Here is a 16893-nt window from a genome sequence, read left to right on the forward strand (position 1 = left end):
CCAACGCCGGCAGCCTGTTCCACGAATGCCGCCGGGATTGAGGAGGACGTTGTCCACGGGGTTTCGAGAGCGTATCATGGAGGCACCATGAAGAAGCTGCAAGCTTACGCCGTCGCGGAGTTCACGCCGCCGTTCATCCTGTCGGTGGCCGTGTTCACCTTCGTGATGCTCCTCGACAAGCTGCTCGACCTGCTGGACATGATCGTCACCAAGGGCGTGCCCATGCGGACGGTGCTGGAGGTCTTCGTCCTCCTGCTGCCCTCGATGATCGCCGTGGTGGTGCCCATGGCCGTGCTCGCCGCGGTGCTCATGGCCTTCGGCAGGATGGCCGGCGACCTGGAGATCACGGCGATGAAGGCGTCGGGAGTAGGCATCATGACCACGATGTGGCCCGTGCTCGTCGTGGCTGCCCTCATGGCCGGCGCCCTGGTGTACTTCGGGAACAGCGTGCTGCCGGACGCGAACCACCTGGCGCGCAACCTGCTGCTCGACATCGGCACACTGAAGCCGTCGGCCCGGATCCTGCCCGGGATGTACGTCGACGACATAGAGGGCTTCACGATCTTCGTCGACTCGAAAGACGACCTGACCGGCGAACTCGGGGGCATATACATCGAGCAGGTCCCGTCGGACGCGCCCTCCCGGATCATCACGGCCATGCACGGCCGCATGGAGCCCATGTCCGCCAACCGCATGCGGATAGTGCTGTGGGACGGCCAGATGCACGAGCTCGACGATGGCGACTACCGCATACTCGACTTCGAGAACTACACCATCGAGCTCGACCGCTCGGAGGAACTGGTGCGGAGGGAGCGGGAGAACCGCGGCGACAGGGAGATGTCGGCGCTGATGATGCGCTACGCCATCGATTCGCTGTCGACCGAGAGCGCCATGCTGAGGGACTCCATGAGGATCCTGGGCAGGGCTCCGCTCCTCGCGCTGGTTTCGGGCGAGCCGCCCTTCGCCGATCTGGCGGGGGACTCCACGGAAGATGGCGGGGGCGCGCTCGAGCCGCGGGCTTGGTACAACGTGTCCCGCAACAATATCATGATGCGGGCATCCCAGCTCAGGATACTCGACGACAGATCGGCCTCGGCCGTGCGCACCATGAACAAGCTGGGGGTCGAGATCCACAAGAAGTATTCCATTCCTGTGGCCTGCATCATCTTCGTCCTGCTCGGCGTACCGCTGGGGTTGTCCACCAGGCAGGGCAACGCCGGCATCGCTCTCGGAGTGAGCCTCCTGTTCATACTCGTCTACTATCTCTTCCTGCTCGGAGGCGAACAGCTCGCCGACAGGGGCCTGCTGCCGGCATGGCTCGCCATGTGGTCGGCCGACATCCTCATGGGTGCGCTCGGTGTCTATCTGACGATCCGGAGCATCAACGAGGGCAACCCGGTGCCCATCCCCGACCTGAAGCCCCTCGCCCGCAGGCTCGGCCTGATGCGGGAGGAGTGATGCTGGTCAGGAAGCTCGACATGTACGTCGGATCGAGGTTCGCGGGGATGATAGCGTCCACCGTGGGCGCCTTCGTCGTGATCTTCATATGCGTCGACGCATTCGAGCACTTCAGCAGGTGGGTGGACAAGGACGTGGGCCTGCCCACCTTCGCGAGGTATTACTTCTACGGCCTCCCCTACATCGTCACGCTGGTGATGCCGGTGGCGATACTCCTCTCGTCGCTGTTCCTCGTGCATTCGCTGGCCAGGAGGAGCGAACTGACGGCCATGACCTGCGCCGGCATAAGCGTGCCGCGCACCTTCCTGCCCATGATCGTCACGGGTTTCGCGGCTTCGCTGCTGGTGATGTTCCTGGGCGACTCCATCGTCTCCGAGGGGCAGTACAGGCAGTCGGTCGTGAAGAGGGTGGAGATCGACAGGAGGGATCCCGTGGACTTCACCCGCAGGAGCATGTTCTCCTACCACACGCTCGGCGGGCTGTTCATGGAGATCGGCTACTTCGACGGAAGCACGGCCACCATGACCGACGTGACGATCCTCGATCTCGACGACAGTTCCAGGGTCGTCTCCAGACTGGATGCCGGGCGGATGCGGTACGAAGGCGGGGTCTGGCGGGCATCCGACGCCACGAGGAGGGATTTCGGACCGGGCGGCGAGGTCGTGGTGGAGCAGGCCGGGAACCTGATCATCGAGGGGCTCCCGGAGACGCCCGGGGACTTCATGTCGAGGCCCAAGGCCCCCCAGGAGATGAGCTTCCTCGAGCTGCTCGAGTACATCAGGCGCGTCGAGTCGGCGGGGGGCGACACCAGGGGCGACCGCGTCGAGCTCTGGCTGAAGCTCTTCTTCCCCCTGTCGAACCTGATAATGGTCATGGTGGGGGCACCGCTCGCCACGAGGAATCCCCGCAGCGGAAAGACGGCGGGGTTCGGCCTGGCGATCCTGCTGGCCTTCGTGTTCTTCTCGCTGGTGAGGTTCGGCCAGACCCTGGGCCACAAGGGAGCCCTGGAACCCATCCTGGCCGCCAGCCTCGCCGACGTGTTCTTCATAGCAGTCGGCCTGTTCCTCCTCTTCCGCCCCCAGACCAGCTAGCCCCGGTCGATTCCTCCCGGTCGATCCCTGGTTTCAGATCCTTCAGATGCGACGGTATAATAATGCGGTGCAACAAGATGCTTATATCTCGCGTTTTGCCAAAGCGAGATATATCATGTCTGGTTTCTAAAACGCTAATTCATGCTGTAATGGATGTTATGAGCACAGAACATCGACGGGACAGAATGTTGCAGGAGAATAAACGGACATTCATCAAAGCCGGCCGGAGGGCTGGCAGACATAGTACAGGCGGCAAGAAAGTCAAAGGAGTTAAAAGCGTTCTGGAGGCTTCTGGAGGCGGGGCGCTGGAGAGGGGGCCGCACGGCGGAGCGTACGGCCCCCGATGAGCATGCCCGACCGGCTAGTTGGCCTTGCGGAAGGCGGCCATGAATGCGGTCAGGGCTTCCACGGCCTCGACGGGCAGCGCGTTGTAGAGGGATGCCCTGCATCCCCCGACGCTCCTGTGACCCTTCAGGCCGATGAGACCCTGCTTCTTGGCCTCTGAGACGAACTTCTCCTCCAGCTCCTCGGAAGGCAGCCTGAAGGTGACGTTCATGATCGACCTCGAATCCGGCCTGACCGTGCCCCTGAAGAATCCGTCGCTCGAGTCGAGGGCGCCGTAGAGCAGGGCGGCCTTCTTCTCGTTGATCTTCTCCATCGCGTCGATGCCGCCGTGGTTCTTCAGCCACGCGAGCACAAGGCCCACCACATAGATCGGGAACACGGGAGGCGTGTTGTAGAGCGAGTTGCTCTTGAGATGGGTCTTGTAGGACAGCATCGTCGGCAGGCCGTCCTTCGCCTTCTCGATGAAGGACTTCCTGGCGATGACGGCAGCCGTGCCCGAAGGGCCGATGTTCTTCTGGGCGCCGGCATAGATGATGGAGAAGCGGGAGAAGTCGAGCCTGCGCGAGAGGAAGTCGCTCGACATGTCGCAGATGTGCGGCACGCCGCCGGTTTCGGGGAACGCCTTCATCCTGGTGCCGAAGATCGTGTTGTTGCTCGTGGTGTGGACGTATGCGGCGCCCGGAGTGAGATTGAAGGTCGTCGGGACGTAGTTGAAGTTGGCATCCTCGCTGGAGGCAGCCACGTTGACCTTCCCGAAGAGCTTCGCCTCCTTGATCGCCCTGGTCGACCACTCGCCGGTGTTGACGTAGTCGGCTGTCGCATCGGCGTTCAGGAAGTTGTAGGGGATCATGCAGAACTGCATGCTCGCCCCGCCCCCGAGGAACATCACCGCGTACTCGTCGCCGGACAGCCCCATCAGCTCGAGCATGTCCTTCTGGGCGCGATCGAGGACCGCCTCGAAATCCTTCGAGCGATGGGAGATCTCCATGATCGACATGCCCAGATTGTTGAAGTTCAGCGCTCCCCTGGCGCACTCTTCCAGTACCTCGTACGGAAGAACGGCGGGACCGGGGTTGAAGTTGTGCACCCTGTCAGGCATACTGCCCTCCCTGTGAGTTGGATGCGAACCGGACGTCTTTCAAGATACCCTACCAGGCGTTCCGGGGGCAACCCCTGGAGGCGTTATGCATTATGGTCCAATCATCTCCAAGAACCCGGGCCAGTCCGAGATCCTGACGCCGAGTTCCCTCGCCCGTTCGAGCTTGGATCCGGCCCCAGGGCCGGCGACGACCAGCGAGGTTGATGCGGAAACGCTTTCCGTGACCTTCGCGCCGTGCCTCTCGGCCAGTTCCCTGGCCTCCTCGCGCGGGATGCCGATGGTGCCGGTGAAGACGATCGTGAGCCCGGAAAGCCTGCCTGCCCCGCCGCGCGGACCCTCCTCCGACCGGGGCGACACGCCCGCTGCCAGCAGGGAGTCGAGGCCCCCGCGCGTGACGGGATCCCTGAAGAACAGATGGAGCGACCCGGCCAGCACCGGCCCGATGCCCTCGACCGTCATCATCTGCTCGCGGGAGGCTGCGGCCAGGCCTTCGAGGGAGCCGAACCCGAGTGCGAGGGACTGTGCGGCCACCCTTCCCACCCCGGGGATGCCGAGGCCCGCGAGCATCCTGTCGAGCGGGGGCGTCCGCGAGGAGTCGATCTGCGCGAGGAGCGAGGAGGCGGATTTCGATCCCATCCTCTCGATGCCGGAGAGGTCGGCGGCCGTGAGGCGGTAGAGGTCGGCCAGCTCCTTCACCAGCCCCGATCCGACGAGCCTGTCGGCCAGCGTGTCGCCCAGGCCCCTGATGTCCATCGCGCCGCGCGAGGCCCAGTGCAGGAGGCTCTCCCTGATGCGCGCCGGACACGAGGGATTCATGCACCTGTGGGCTGACTCCCCCTCGGGGCGGACCACCGGGCCGCCGCACACGGGGCAGTCGGCAGGGAACGAGAACGGCGCAGGCCTTTTCCCGTCGGGGTTCCCGAGCGAGCCGACGATCTCGGGGATCACCTCCCCGGCCCGTCTCACGACCACCAGGTCGCCCGGCCTGACGTCCTTGCGCCTCAGTTCGTCCTCGTTGTGCAGGGTCGCCCGCGTCACCGTCACCCCGCCGAGCCTCGCGGGCTCGAGCTCGGCCACGGGAGTCAGCCTCCCGGTGCGGCCGACGCCGAAGCTTATCGAGACGACACGCGCGGTGGTCTCCAGCGCGCGGAACTTCCATGCCACCGCCCACCTCGGAGAATGGGACAGGATGCCCATGCGGGCGGCCTGGTCGAACGGGTCGAGCTTTATCACGACTCCGTCGATCTCGAAGGGGAGCGCATCCCTTTCCGAACCCATCCTCGCCACTTCTTCGGAGATGCGGCCCGCGCCCGCCGCCCGGGTGCAGCCCGGGGGCACCAGGAAGCCCAGCCCGGCAAGCGCTTCGAGCATCCCGGACTGGGTCGCGACGCCTTCGGGCGGGGTCGGGCAGGAGTAGGCGAAGAAAGTGAGAGGCCTCGCGGCCGTGATCCTGCTGTCGAGCTGTCTGAGGGAGCCCGACGCGGAGTTCCTCGGATTGGCGAACAGCTTCTCGCCCGCCCGCTCCCTCGCGGCGTTCATGCGCTCGAAGTCGGCCTTGAGGAACAGCACCTCACCCCTGACCTCGAATCTGCCCGGAACGGCAATCGAGAGCGGGATCGAGCGCACCGTGCGGAGATTCGGGGTGACGTCCTCCCCCAATGTGCCGTCGCCCCTCGTGGCTCCCCTGGCCAGCACTCCGCCCTCGTACACGAGCGATACGGCCACTCCGTCGAGCTTCGGCTCCACGGAACAGTCGGGAGGCGCGGAGAGACCGAGCTCTTTCGTGATCCTGGCCTCGAACGCCCGGAATTCGCTTTCGGAGAAAACGTTGTCGAGACTCAGCATGGGCGGGGAGTGCTCGACCGTGTCGAACCCCGCGAGCGGCGCCGCCCCCACCCGCAGAGTCGGGGAATCGGGGGTGCGGAGATCGGGCCTTGCCTCCTCGATGCTGCGGAGCCTCTCCATCAGGGAGTCGAACATCTCGTCGGAGATCTCCGACCTGTCCTCCTGATAGTAGAGCGCCCTGTGGTGCTCTATCAGTCCCCTGAGGCGGGCCGCCTCTTCGCGCGGATCGGGCGTCAAGCGAGGTCCTCCAGTTCGAGGCTCAGGGACAGGCGCATGCGCCCCGGAACGGCGGGCAGCGGCCTCGATATCAGGATGGCCATGCCCTGGTGCACCCGCTCGTATCCCTTCTCGGACCTGTTCACCGAATCCAGGGGCATGTGCCAGACATCGGCTCCTCCCTCGATCCGGATCACGGCCCGGAACCTGCGCCAGCCGTCGAGGATGGAGACGGAGTCGGCCGGCCCTTCTCCGCGTACTCCGGTGCGCACGGGCGGCCGGCCGCCCAGCGAGACGTTCCTGTCGTCCTCCGAACCGGTGAGGAGGTTCACGCAGATCTCGCATCCCGCACGCCCCCAGCGTGCTGCTCCCTCGGACAGCTCGAACGCCGCGTCGTACCGGATCGCGGGAGAGACGAGGGAGACGGCGAGCATCTTGGAGACTCCCACGCCTTCGCAGACGGGAAAGTCCATCGAGAGCTGGAGATCGGATCCCGACTCCACGACGCCGGGCTTCGCCGAGGGAGTGCGCGCGGTCATGCCACCGCCCCCGCAGGAGAACCACTCCCTTCCGTCGCCGGGCAGGAGCACCTCGCGGAAGGACAGCCTGCGATAGGGATCGTAGGCGAGCATCGAGGCCAGCCCGGATTCGAGGGCGTGCATCTCGCCGTGGATGGTCCCGGCGGGGTCGCCGGACTGGTCCGCAGCCTCGTCACGGATCCGGGAGTGATATGCCTCGCGGCGCCTCGTGAGCACGTTCCCCAGAGTCACCGCAGGCCTGCCCGCGGGAAGGAGCGACAGCTCGCCGAGCGCGAGTCCGTCTCCGGCCCTTGCCTCGACCGACATCGAGGGCGTGCCTGCCAGTATCTCGACCGAACCGTCGCAGTCGTAATCGCCGGAGGAGATCGTCGCTGCGCCGCCCGCGGAATCCCTCGCCGCCCTCTCGGCCTCCAGCAGTTCCGTCCAGACGGCATCGCGGAGGTGGGGCAGGTAGAGCCCCCCGAACACGCCATGCCAGTAGGGGCAGTTGCACTGGCTCCTCCAGAAGTGGGCCAGCGCCTCTGCCGAACCGCTTGCATGCACCGCGTCCTCCGCGTGGAGCACCCTCTTGTGGAGGGAGTTCGCTTCGGGATACCGCGTCAGGAAGTTCCTCCAGAAGCCGGCCCGGAGGAAGAGGTCCGCATCGTGCGCGGCTCCGGGCGGGAGAGAGGCCTTCAGCGCCGCCGAAGCCTCCTGCCTCCCGGGATCGAGGGCCCACTCGCCCATCTCGGGGTAGCTCGCGGCAGGCACATAGAAGGGGCCTTCAGCCGGCAGCGCCGGGACCGCCACGCCCGGAGGCGTGGTCGCGAGCCAGCCGTCCGCCTCCTCGAGGGCGGTCAGGAACGCTTCGAGCCAGCCCTGATCGTGGCACCTCTCACGGGTTCCGGGCCACACCCCGAACTTCTCGCCGTCGTCTCCGTAGAAGACGAGCGACACGCCCTCGTCCGCCTTCCTCCGGAGAATCGCCATCACGTCGTCCACGCTCCCGAACGGGATGGCGTAACGCAGTTCCATGCTGCTCCCGAGGAGCGCCACGGAGCTGCCAGAATCCTCGGTGAGGACGGGATTCCCCCGGAAGCTCCCACCCGCCCCTGCCAGCCTGATGTGGAGGTCGTCCACCACTGCATAGCCGATGCCGGTGCCGGCAAGATACGACGGGATCGACGGCTCCCAGACCCTCTCGGTGAGCCAGAGCCCGGTCGGCTTCGATCCGCCCAGGGTTTCCAGCCTCCGGTTCATAGCCACTATCTGCGAGCGGATGTCCGAGGGGCGGAACACAGGGATTATGGGTTCGTAATAGCCGCCCGAGACGAGTTCCAGCCGGCCCTCCCGGCACATGGCGGACAGCGTCTCGAGGTATTCCGGGTGCCGGGCCTCCAGCCAGTCGAGCAGACAGCCGGAGTGATGCATGGCCAGCCCGACTCCGGGATGCCTGCGCAGGCATTCCAGGACAGGGGCGTAGCAGTCCCCGTAGGCCTTCTCGATCACTCCGTCGAAGTTGCCCACGGGCTGATGGTCGTGGAGGCAGATCGAGAACTGCAGGCGGGCCTCCGTGCTCATTCCCGCGAGTAGACTATGTCTGCGGGGAGGAAGCGTGCAGGAGCCACGTCGATCGATGCCAGGCGCCCGTTGCCTGCGTTGTGCAGGGCCCAGTATCCGCCGTCCTGCGAAGGCCCGTAGATCCAGCCCCGGGCGGTTCTCCCGTTGTCGTAGTCGAACCGGATCTCCCCGAGCGGGAGGGGGAAGTCGCCGCCCGGCTGGAGCTGCTCCACGGAGAAGTCGACCCGCCCGCCCGATTCGCGCCATGTCACCATGAGCTGCGGCACTCCGGGCATGCACATCCAGTCCCAGAACAGGCTGTCCATGGATGGATCGCCCGACAGCCCGACAGCGGAGGAGAGGCTGAGGAGGGCTGCCCCGGGGTGCCTCAGCCTGCCGAGGGCGGCCCGCAGACCCGGCTCGAACCCGGGCATGACGCGCGAGAACATCGCCAGGACCATCGGAGCCTTGCCCATGAGAACGGGCTCCTCTAGCGCCGAGCCCGCCAGGCTGGCGTCGGCGATCGCATACTCCTCGTCGGACACCCCGGACGTGGACGCCAGATAGTACCTGCGGAAGCACTCGAGGATGTTCTCGGCATCCTCTGTGGAACCTCCGGCATCGACGAACAGGTACACCGACCAGGCGGCCAGGGAGGCGGAAAGGTAGCCGGGCAGGTGGCTCGACATGGCGAGGAAGGCCCGGGCTGCGTTGGCCACCACCACGGGGCCCGCCGGCCTGATGCCGGAAGACAGGGTGTCGTCCCACATCGCGCATCCGTCGAGAAGGGCCAGGCGGTCGGGCGACAGACACAGGAATCCGGGCCCGACGGCAAGTACGGGCCTGTCGACGCTCTCCACGAGGACCATGTCGAACCTGGCGCCCTCGAATCCCAGCCTGTCCCACAGCACGCCGGCCAGCAGGGACGCCCTTCTCGAAGCCGAATCAGCAGCGGACTCCGACAGCGGGATATGCACCAGCCGCGACCGGCCGCCCGCGACATGCGTCTGCTCCAGATCGCCCGCCGCCCAGGGCAGGGGACCCGGTATGCCCCCGGGCTGGGAGGCGAAGGTGAACACCCCCGTCGAACCGGAACGGTTCCGGGCGACAGGCGTGAGGGGGCAGAAGAACTCCCCCCCCATCGGCACCAGGGCAGTCAGCTCGTAGGAGGAGGGGATCTCGGCCCCGGGATAGAACCACTCTCCGCAGCAGAACGAGCTCGCGAGCCTCACCTGCCCGGTGACGAGTCCCCTGTCCTCGCGGTAGTAGCTGTCGAATCTCGAACCGTAGACACCGGTGAAGACCATCGTTTCCGGGTCGGGCATGCACATGACCGAGTCGGCCCCGCGGGTGTAGGTCCCCTGGATGGCCGTGAGGTCGTCGGGCGCGCTCCCGTCTATCCTCGGGAGGGCGAGCCTCATCCCGTCGATGCCGGAAGTGCCCTGGAAGTCCACCCTGAAGGTGTCGACCACGACGAAGGCCTGTTCGAGCGGGAGGATCTCCAGCGTGATCCTGTGGCCAACCTCGGGGGGTCTGTCGGAATCCTGCAGGTACAGGTCGGCCTGGATGTCGTCGAGCGAACGGTCGGAGAGGAATGGCGTCCTCAGCCCGGGCCAGGGTACCGGGGTGGCACGCTCGATCATCCTCTCGCTCCGCGCGAGGAGAGCCTGGGGGGTGCCGGACAGCCCCTCGACAGTGAGGGCCAGGAGTTCGCCTCCCCCACGAGGCCAGACGCGCTCCAGCCTGCACGTGTCACCTGCAGTGAAGCCTACCACCGTTATGCCCGAAGTCCTGGAGGATCCGGAAAGGACTGCGGCGTCGGGGAAGCCGGTGGTCCGGAGATGCTCGGCCCGGGAAGCGGGTGTCGAGCCCGATCCCTGGAGCAGGCCGGCACGCACGGTGACCGGACCCGTGGGCAGGTCGAGGACGAGGCCGCCTCCGGGCGCCGAATCGAGCACGGCCGAAGGAGCGGGCACATCCACCCAGGTCATCTTGCCGGCATCTATGCGGACGTACCCGGCGGACGTATTACCGCCCCCCTGCCCGCCTCCGCACGAGGTTCCCAGCATCAGCGCGATTGCCGACAGGTACGCAGCGAACCTGACGCCCAAGCCCCCTCACCTCCGCGAAGACACCACCGGCGTCTATTCTACCGGCATGCGCGCGCCGCCGGCAACCGGAGGCAGTTGACTCCGTCGTCCGCGGTATTACATTGCCGCGAACGGAAGGAGTCGCGCAGTGCCCCATGAGCTTTCCGGAACACTCCCCATAGGCCTCCCGCCGGAGGCCGTGCCTTGTCTGGCAGCGGGCTTCTTCGCGGTATCCACCGTCATAGCCACGATCCTCTTCCACATCGTGGCCGCACGGGTCTTCACGGCCGCAAGGAGGAAGGGCCGCACCGGACCGGTCGTGTTCGGGCTGCTCAGCCTCCTTCTCGGCCTTTCGTGCGCTGTTTTCGGCATCACGGTCGAGACGCCGAGCCTGGCAGTGCTGACGGGCCTGGGGGCCGGCTTCCTGATCTGGCTGGCTCTGGGCGAAGTCGGGCAGGAGATGGGCTGGGTCTCACTGATGTCGAGATCGGCGGTGCCGCTGTTCCTTCTCTGCACCGCCCTCTGGCTGGCCTGCTTCCTGGTCGATCCTCCGAAGGCAGTTCTGGCGGCCGCCGGCTACCCCGTCTGGGTGTGGGGCATCAACCTGACCAGGGTGAGGGTCTTCTCCAAATGGGGGCCCTTCTCCCTCGCGGCTAACGTTCTGGCCCTCGTGACCGCATCCGTGGCGGGCGCGGGGCTGGTCCTCGGCATCCTGCTGGGCAGCCCCGTCACCGGGATCCTGGGCGGAATGCTCTTCGCCGACTCGACGTGGTCGGTGCTCGAGATGCTCTGGGAGCGGGGCACGGCCAAGCGGCCCTGGAGGCAGGGCTCCGGGGATCAGAAGATCAGATAGAAGGCTCCGGCCCTGATCGAGAAGGGATCCCGCTCGACGGAGGTGTAGTAGATCTCCGAGGGCTCGGCCTCCCTGTTGTCACCGCCGTATTCCTGCACGGTCCATGAATCCGCCTCGGTGCCGGCGAAGCCCAGGACCGACGCCGCGAGGCCCATCCTGTCCGATGCCAGATACTCCAGACCGCATTCCGCGTATCCGCCGAAGGTCGCTGCGGTGGCGTTGGAGGCCAGTGTGTCCAGGGCCACGTTCTGGATCATGAAATCTGCCAGCAAACCGGCCGAGAGCCTCGCAGCTAGCTTCGGCGCGGAGACGGGCAGCCTCCAGCCGGCTTCGAAGTCGACCCCGAAGGAAGAGAGCTGATCCATCGCCCCGGCGTGGAGTCCGCCTCCCAGACACAGACCCCATCTCAGGGTCGAGACGGCGATCCTGATCCTGTTCATGGCGCCGCTGTCGTCGAAGGGTTCGCCGGTGTCGGCTCCCTGTTCCAGGCTGACGGGGGCCATCTCCCACCCGATCGAGAGAGATGCGGGCCTTCCGCGTTCGAGGGCGATCACCGAGCCGCCCGGCGCGAGGGAGCCGGACAGCATCAGGGCGCTCGAGGCACCGGGGCCCGAGCTGGTCACCTGTGCGATCCCGTGGCTCCGCAGGTACTGGTACTGGGCCACGTCGTCGGGGATCGTGGGCGAAACGGCCACGAGAGAGACGAACATGCCCTCGGTGATCCCCGATTCGCTTCCGGCGGGGAGGTCTATCCTGGGGCCCGCCCCGGCCGTGAACCTGACCTCGGCGGGGAAGAGCTCCATCAGCGCCGTGTCCATCATCCTGGCCACGGCCGTGCATGCCAGCGCGTCGATATCGGGTGGGACCCCCGGGGGGGTCTCCCCTGCCGCCGTACCCGAAACGGATCCGGTGAGGATACCTGTCGAGGAGTAGAACCGCCCGGTCGCCGTCAGCTCGGTTCTGGTGCTCGTGCGGAGGGAGTCGCCCGCAAAGGTCGCGCGGTCTGCCGAAACCGGCTCGGGGACGGTGAGGACCAGCAGCACGTCGAGCGAGAAGGCGGAACACAGGGCCGATGTCTCGGACGCGAACCCCCCCGTCATCTCCAGAGATCTGACGGAGTCCGGGAGGGTCACCACGGTGAAGCGCCCGTCGCCTTCGGCGGCGGCTTCGGCACAGGCAGCCAGGGCGGCCGTGTCCGACGAAGCCGGGGCTTCGAGGATCACCGCTCCGAACCTGCCCCCCTGGTTTCCTGTGAGGGAGGCCTGGAACGCCAGAAGGAACGGCATGAGGGAGGGCATAGCTTCCTTTCGGCATGGGAGATCCTCGGCGGGCCGCCGGGGTCCGCCTCAGTGTGCTCCCTGCTCCACTACGAGATCCTGGAATTCCTCGCAGGTGACCACGAGCGCAGTATCGAGCATACTGCCTGCGAGCGAATCTTTCCAGCCCGGGAAGCACGAGTCGAGGAAGACGGAGTCGGGCGATGCCGGCTCGCCGTCGGAGTCGAAGATGATCAGGACCGGGGAGGAGAAAGCCTCTTCGAAGGGGCAGGGGGCCGGCGTCTCTAGCTGGGTCTCGCATGTCGAGACAGTACGGTCGGCGGAGACGGAACCCCGCGCGAGGACGTCGACGGCGCTCACGCAAACGTCGCCTTCCGCACCCGGGCCCGTCCAGGGGCCGCTGTCGTCGGACGCGATGCCTTCGGTCGCCGGCTCGGCATCACATGTCCGTCCGGCCGCTGCATCGCCCAGGTTGTACCAGCCTTCCTCGTGGCCCGGGACGGTCTGGGAGACAGACCCGACCAGACCGGCGCCGGCGGCCTGGCTCTGCCCGGCGGCGCCGCCTCCCGCCCCGGTCGTCAGACCACCGGAGCCTCCGATCGCCGATGGGGTGTCCTCGTCCTCCGGGGGAAGGAGCATCGCCATGAGCTCCTCATCCTCCTGCTCGACTTCGGAGGAGGCTGCCTGCTGTTCCTGCGCCTGCAGAGCCGGGGCATCCTCGGCGAAATGCATGGTCTGCCCGGGAACGCTGTCCGAAGAGATCGACTCGAAGACGGCGCCGGCGGGCGGTCCGCCGGAGACGCTGTCGCCCGGCTCGACGCGGTCGCGCTCCGAAGTCACGGTGATGGTCTCGACGGCGGGCCGTTCCAGGAGCCCGGAGCGCCCGGCGAGCCTCACGCCCGCCGCGGCTATCAGGAGCGCGGCGGCTATGGGCACGAATGCCGGGAGCCTCTTCCGGGCTGGCGCACGCACCGAGGTCATGATGCGCCTCTCCATGAGCCTGAAGCTCTCGTCGGACGGGGTCTCGAAGGAATCCCTGTAGGACTTCTCGATGAGCGTCTGCTTCTCGATGATCCTCCGGCATGCGGCGCACGACTCGACGTGGGAGCGGACGTCCGCAGCCTCTGCTCCGCGGAGCTCCCCGTCCATGTAGGCCATCAGCCTGGAGGGATCAGGGCATGCGTTCATCTCTTCAGGACTCCATCAGGTGTTCCACCGACTTGCGGACCTCCGACCTCGCCCTGCTGAGCCTCGACATGACGGTGCCCAGCGCGATGCCAAGGGTCTCCGCGATCTCCGAATAGCTCAGCTCCTGGTCCACCCTCAGCACGAAGACGGACCTCAGGGGGGGCGAGAGCCTCTCCACGGCCTTCCGGATGGCGTCCGCCAGCTCGGATGCGGAGGCCTGGGAGGCGGCCGTGTCCTCCACGCACTGCTCCCCCTCCGCCCCGTATTCCTCGTCGAACTCCACCTCGGACCGCCTCCTCCTCTTCTCCGAGAGGTTTATCGAGAGGTTCGTCGCGATCCTGTAGATCCAGGTGAAGAACCTGTACCTGGTATCGAAGCCCGGCATGGCCTTCATGGCGCGGACGAACGTGTCCTGTGTCACGTCCCATGCGTCCTCGTCCGTCCTGCACATGCGGCGTGCGACCCTGTAGACCCTCTTCTGGTATCTCCGGACGAGCTCCCCGAAAGCATCCCTGTCTCCCGCCTTCGCCTTCGCCACGAGGTCGGCCTCGTCGCCGGCCGGCTCCATCATCGAGAGTATTACATCGAGGAGGATCATTTATTCCACCGGGTGCACATGCCTGCGGACCCCTCAGAACCTGAGCACGACGCCTGCACCGATCCCGGCCTCCCGCCCGAAACGCTCGTTCTCGCGGTCGAAGGTGAACAGGTGGGCATCGACGTAGGCATCCATCATGCCGTACAGCCAGGAGGCCGCGGTGAGCCAGATGAGGTCGAGCCGCCGCTCCCTGTGGGTTTCGTATTCGGCCTCGTCACCGGCGTCGCCGCTCTCGAGGAAGTCGTCCCTCGCCGATTCGGCCCGGATGTGCTCGTCGACGAGGAGCGCCAGCAGACCGAGTTCGAGGGCGCCGAGCACGATGCCCTTGACCGGCCTGTCGTTGTAGAACTGGCCCCACCCCGGCAGAGCGGCCGAACGCAGCAGGGCGCCCGTGGGAGACCTGTCGCCGGAAGCGGGGCCTTCGACCATGCCGGCAACCGTCCCGGAGAGCACCCGGGCAAGGGAATCGACACCGGCGGAGTCTGCTGCTGCACGCAGTGAATCGGCAGGATCGCCCCCCGGGGGGGATCCGTCGAAGGATCTGCCTGCGGGCAGCTGTACGAGGAGCGCGAATGCGAGGAGAGCCGCAGAGGGCACTTGTCCGCCGTCAGGCCCCGACGACCCCGCGCCTGCCGGACAGGATGAAACCGGCCAGCGCCATGGCATCGTCGCCCCAGCCGGCTTCCGCGGTCATTTCGGAAGCCTTGCGGGACACGGGCCCCGGCTCCCTGAAGAGATGCCTGAAGGCCTTCTCCAGATCGGCCAGCCTCTCCGGCGAGAATCCGTTGCGCCTGAGCCCGATCAGGTTGAGGGAGGCCACCCTGAGCGGGTACCCCCCGGCGAGGCAGAAGGGCGGGATGTCCATGGGGACCCTGAATCCCCCTCCGACCATCGCGTAGGCTCCGATCCTCACGAACTGGTGGACCGGGACCACCCCGCCGATGGTGGCATGATCGCCGACTTCGACGTGACCGGCGAGGTTGACGGCATTGGCCATGATCACCCTGGCGCCGATCCTGCAGTCGTGCGCGATGTGCGCGTATGCCATGATGAGGCAGTCGCTTCCGACGATCGTTCTGCCTGTCGCCGTGGTGCCCTTGCTTATGTTGGCGAACTCCCTGATGACCGTCCTGTCGCCGATCTCGAGGGAGGTGTCCTCCCCGGCGTACTTGAGGTCCTGGGGGTCCGTACCTATGACCGCGCAGGGCCCTATCCTGACATCGCAGCCGATCGTGGTCCTGCCGGCGACATAGGCGTGCGCCCCTATGTGCACTCCCCGGGACAGCGTGACATCAGGCCCCACCACCGCGAAGGGTTCTATCGTGCAGCCTTCCGGCACGTCGCACGACACGACGGCCCTTGGGTCGACGGCACTCATCTCGGCATCAGCATGGCCATCAGATCGGCCTCGGCCACGACCTTGCCCTCCACCCTGGCGATCCCCCTCATCACGCAGACCGAACCCCTGCGCTTGATCATCTCCAGTTCGAACAGCACCTGGTCGCCGGGGAGCACGGGCTTCCTGAAGCGCACCTTGTCGACTCCCGTGAAGAAGACGAGCCACTCGTCGGGACGTTCGACCGAGTTGAAGAGCATGAGCCCCCCGACCTGCCCCATGGCTTCGATTATCAGCACGCCGGGCATGATGGGGCTGCCCGGGAAGTGCCCCTGGAAGAAGGGTTCGTTGATCGTGACGTTCTTGAGGCCGACGATGCGCTTCTCGGGCTGCATCTCGAGCACCTTGTCCACGAGGAGGAAGGGATACCTGTGAGGAAGGATCCTCATCACGTCGGCGATCTCCCAGTTGCCCGGCCCGAGGGGTCTCGACTGGTCCCTCGTCCGCCTGGTGTAGGTCTCCCTTATCTTCCTCACGAACTGCACATTGGAGGCGTGCCCGGACTTGGCCGAGATCACGTGGGCGTTGAGCCTCTCGCCGAGAAGGGACAGGTCGCCGATCAGGTCGAGGACCTTGTGCCTCACGAATTCGTCGGGGAAGCGGAGGGGCTCACGATTGAGCAGGCCCTCGTCGCCGATGACGATTGCGTTGTCGAGCGTTCCGCCCCTGATGAGGTTCTTGTCCTGCAGGGCCTTCACGTCGCTGTAGAAGCAGAAGGTCCTGGCCGGGGCGATCTCCTTGCGGAAGACCTCGGGGGTGACGAGCATGGAGATGTACTGCGCACCGAGCACGGGATGGCCGTAGTCGATCGTGAAGCTGATCCTCAGACCCTCGGCGGGAACGGCGACGAGATCTGCGCCGTAGGCCGAGATCGAGACGGATTCGCCGATGGAGAGATACTTCCTGGGCGCGTCGGTCTGCTCGAGCCTGCCCGCCTGGTCTATCACCTCGACGTAGGTGGCGACGGAACCGTCCTCCGGCTCGGGCGGTTCGTCGGAGTCGATCTCGATGATCGCGTTGTCTATGCCCAGGCCGTAGAGGGCCGCGAGTACGTGCTCGACGGTATGGACTTCGTAGTAGTTCTCGCCCAGCGTGGTCCGCCTGGACTGCTCCTCGATCTGCCTGACGTTCTCGCAGCTCACGTGGATGGTCGGCCTCGACTCGACGTCGGTGCGGACGAACGTGATGCCGGAATTGGGCGGGGCCGGCTTGAACGTGATCGTGGTGACGTTGCCGGTATGGAGGCCGATACCCCGGTAGGTCACCGGCTTTTCGAGGGTCGTCTGGTTCTGGCTCACTGGGCTCTCTCCTCCTGGTCTCCGGGCACGACGGTCAGGGACCGGTCCTGTCCAGCGTCAC

13 protein-coding genes are annotated in these 16893 nt (G+C 66.3%); 3 read left to right on the top strand and 10 right to left on the bottom strand.

The genetic code is table 11. The annotated features are described in order from the left end of the window. Positions 1-87: 87 nt before the first annotated feature. Positions 88-1458, top strand: a complete 1371-nt coding sequence (locus QUS11_01690) for an LptF/LptG family permease (protein MDM7992003.1) — start codon at positions 88-90, stop codon at positions 1456-1458. Beyond that, positions 1458-2549, top strand: coding sequence for an LptF/LptG family permease (locus QUS11_01695; protein ID MDM7992004.1), 1092 nt, complete (start codon positions 1458-1460; stop codon positions 2547-2549). The genes QUS11_01690 and QUS11_01695 overlap by 1 nt, the downstream gene beginning before the upstream one ends. A 361-nt stretch (positions 2550-2910) precedes the next feature. On the opposite strand, the gene serC is transcribed toward QUS11_01695, so the two are convergent. The 4 genes from serC to QUS11_01715 form a co-directional block, all read right to left on the bottom strand. Further along, positions 2911-3993 (bottom strand): 3-phosphoserine/phosphohydroxythreonine transaminase, encoded by a 1083-nt coding sequence (gene serC, locus QUS11_01700; protein ID MDM7992005.1) that lies wholly within the window; start codon positions 3991-3993, stop codon positions 2911-2913. A 90-nt stretch (positions 3994-4083) separates the two neighbouring features. Further along, a complete protein-coding gene (gene ligA / locus QUS11_01705; protein MDM7992006.1) occupies positions 4084-6075 on the bottom strand; it encodes an NAD-dependent DNA ligase LigA in 1992 nt (663 codons plus the stop codon). Continuing rightward, positions 6072-8153 carry a DUF1926 domain-containing protein gene (locus QUS11_01710; protein ID MDM7992007.1) on the bottom strand — a complete coding sequence of 694 codons (2082 nt, stop codon included), beginning with the start codon at positions 8151-8153 and terminating at the stop codon, positions 6072-6074. The genes ligA and QUS11_01710 overlap by 4 nt, the downstream gene beginning before the upstream one ends. Then, entirely contained in the window at positions 8150-10243 is a 2094-nt protein-coding gene (locus QUS11_01715) for a hypothetical protein (protein ID MDM7992008.1), read from the bottom strand. The genes QUS11_01710 and QUS11_01715 overlap by 4 nt, the downstream gene beginning before the upstream one ends. A 178-nt stretch (positions 10244-10421) precedes the next feature. On the opposite strand from QUS11_01715, the gene QUS11_01720 reads away from it, so the two are divergent. Then, the gene (locus tag QUS11_01720) at positions 10422-11075 is read left to right on the top strand and encodes a hypothetical protein (GenBank protein ID MDM7992009.1); all 654 of its coding nucleotides are present in this window, start codon (positions 10422-10424) and stop codon (positions 11073-11075) included. On the opposite strand, the gene QUS11_01725 is transcribed toward QUS11_01720, so the two are convergent. Genes QUS11_01725 through QUS11_01750 form a run of 6 tightly spaced genes read right to left on the bottom strand, consistent with a single transcriptional unit; the run spans position 11060 to position 16832 of the window. Then, entirely contained in the window at positions 11060-12361 is a 1302-nt protein-coding gene (locus tag QUS11_01725; protein ID MDM7992010.1) for a hypothetical protein, read from the bottom strand. The genes QUS11_01720 and QUS11_01725 overlap by 16 nt on opposite strands. Positions 12362-12421: 60 nt before the next feature. Beyond that, positions 12422-13540, bottom strand: coding sequence for a zf-HC2 domain-containing protein (locus tag QUS11_01730; protein ID MDM7992011.1), 1119 nt, complete (start codon positions 13538-13540; stop codon positions 12422-12424). 4 nt (positions 13541-13544) lie between these two features. Next, positions 13545-14138, bottom strand: coding sequence for a sigma-70 family RNA polymerase sigma factor (locus QUS11_01735; protein MDM7992012.1), 594 nt, complete (start codon positions 14136-14138; stop codon positions 13545-13547). A 33-nt stretch (positions 14139-14171) separates the two neighbouring features. After that, positions 14172-14735, bottom strand: coding sequence for a DUF5683 domain-containing protein (locus tag QUS11_01740; protein ID MDM7992013.1), 564 nt, complete (start codon positions 14733-14735; stop codon positions 14172-14174). A gap of 10 nt (positions 14736-14745) precedes the next feature. Continuing rightward, positions 14746-15516, bottom strand: coding sequence for an acyl-ACP--UDP-N-acetylglucosamine O-acyltransferase (lpxA, locus tag QUS11_01745; protein MDM7992014.1), 771 nt, complete (start codon positions 15514-15516; stop codon positions 14746-14748). Continuing rightward, entirely contained in the window at positions 15513-16832 is a 1320-nt protein-coding gene (locus tag QUS11_01750) for a bifunctional UDP-3-O-[3-hydroxymyristoyl] N-acetylglucosamine deacetylase/3-hydroxyacyl-ACP dehydratase (protein MDM7992015.1), read from the bottom strand. The genes lpxA and QUS11_01750 overlap by 4 nt, the downstream gene beginning before the upstream one ends. Positions 16833-16893 lie beyond the last annotated feature (61 nt).

The organism is Candidatus Fermentibacter sp., assembly GCA_030373045.1.
Lineage (GTDB): Bacteria > Fermentibacterota > Fermentibacteria > Fermentibacterales > Fermentibacteraceae > Fermentibacter.

What these genes read in the sequence shown, in the direction of transcription:
- QUS11_01695 (MDM7992004.1), top strand. Translation starts at nt 1,458, where the DNA reads ATGCTGGTCAGGAAGCTCGACATGTACGTCGGATCGAGGTTCGCGGGG.
- lpxA (MDM7992014.1), bottom strand. Translation starts at nt 15,516, where the DNA reads ATGAGTGCCGTCGACCCAAGGGCCGTCGTGTCGTGCGACGTGCCGGAA.
- QUS11_01725 (MDM7992010.1), bottom strand. Translation starts at nt 12,361, where the DNA reads ATGCCGTTCCTTCTGGCGTTCCAGGCCTCCCTCACAGGAAACCAGGGG.
- QUS11_01690 (MDM7992003.1), top strand. Translation starts at nt 88, where the DNA reads ATGAAGAAGCTGCAAGCTTACGCCGTCGCGGAGTTCACGCCGCCGTTC.
- serC (MDM7992005.1), bottom strand. Translation starts at nt 3,993, where the DNA reads ATGCCTGACAGGGTGCACAACTTCAACCCCGGTCCCGCCGTTCTTCCG.
- QUS11_01735 (MDM7992012.1), bottom strand. Translation starts at nt 14,138, where the DNA reads ATGATCCTCCTCGATGTAATACTCTCGATGATGGAGCCGGCCGGCGAC.
- QUS11_01710 (MDM7992007.1), bottom strand. Translation starts at nt 8,153, where the DNA reads ATGAGCACGGAGGCCCGCCTGCAGTTCTCGATCTGCCTCCACGACCAT.
- QUS11_01730 (MDM7992011.1), bottom strand. Translation starts at nt 13,540, where the DNA reads ATGAACGCATGCCCTGATCCCTCCAGGCTGATGGCCTACATGGACGGG.